A 1,084-nucleotide genomic window follows, 5' to 3' on the forward strand; every position below is an offset into this window, starting at 1 on the left:
GGCCAGACCCTGGGCCCGAACTCCGGCGATGTCATGCCATGAGCGGGGTGTAGCGATGTGCGGACTCTGCGGGCTGCTCGGCGAAGACCTGCACTGGAGCGACCCGCTGGGCGATGAGTTGCCCAGGCGCCGCGAACGCCTGCGCCGGATCGCCGCGATCAACCAGGTGTTGGCGGTGTTCCGGCTCAAGGTCGAAGACTTCCAGGGCGCCTCGTACCTGCTGCTCGGCGCCACCGGCAAACAGGCGTTGGCCAGCGGCCTGGATCAACTCTGGCAAGCGGCCGAAACCCTCCTCGGGCGGCCGCTGGACCCGCTTGATCCGCAACTGCTGAACCACTTGGAAAACACACCATGCTTTCCGTAGGCACGCCCCATTGTGGCGAGGGAGCTTGCTCCCGCTGGAGTGCGAAGCGCTCCCAACGCGGTGTCCGAGGAGGATCTGGCACACCTCGCTCGCTTGGTTTTGGGCCCGCTTCCCAGCCCAGCGGGAGCAAGCTCCCTCGCCACAGTCAACGCGTTCCGGCTGATGGCGATGGGTATGAGGTGGAACGATGAGCATCGCTCTGAATGTGATCACCGGCTTTCTCGGCAGCGGCAAAACCAGCTTGCTCGCGCGCCTGCTGCAAGGCGAAAGCCTTGGCGATACGGCGCTGCTGATCAATGAATTCGGCGACATCGGCATCGACCATCTGCTGGTGGAAGAAGTGGCGCCGGACACCGTGCTGCTGCCCAGCGGCTGCGTCTGCTGCTCGATTCGCGGTGAACTCAAAGACGCACTGCTCGGCCTCTTGCAACGCCGCGAGCGCGGTGAAATCCCGGCCTTCAAACGGGTGATCCTGGAAACCACCGGCCTGGCCGACCCGGCGCCGATCCTCGCGACCCTCAACAACGACGTGCAACTGCGCGGGCGTTTTCATATCGGCCTGGTCATCACCCTGGTCGACGCCAGCCACGCGGCCCTGCAGGAACGCCTGCACCCGGAATGGCTGGCCCAGGTGGCGGCGGCGGATCGCTTGCTGCTGAGCAAGACCGACCGGGTGGACGACTGCGAGCCGCTGCGTGTGCACCTGCGGGCGCTGAACCC

2 protein-coding genes are annotated in these 1,084 nt (G+C 65.9%); both read left to right on the forward strand.

From position 1 onward, the window contains the following. The first annotated feature begins 55 nt into the window (after window positions 1–55). A complete protein-coding gene (locus L9Z73_RS31005; protein ID WP_247408807.1) occupies window positions 56–364 on the forward strand; it encodes a hypothetical protein in 309 nt (102 codons plus the stop codon). 187 nt (window positions 365–551) lie between these two features. Next, on the forward strand, window positions 552–1,084 hold a 533-nt coding region (locus L9Z73_RS31010), incomplete at its 3' end, for a CobW family GTP-binding protein (RefSeq protein ID WP_247408805.1).

It is taken from the genome of Pseudomonas emilianonis (assembly GCF_023072625.1).
GTDB lineage: Bacteria > Pseudomonadota > Gammaproteobacteria > Pseudomonadales > Pseudomonadaceae > Aquipseudomonas > Aquipseudomonas paraveronii.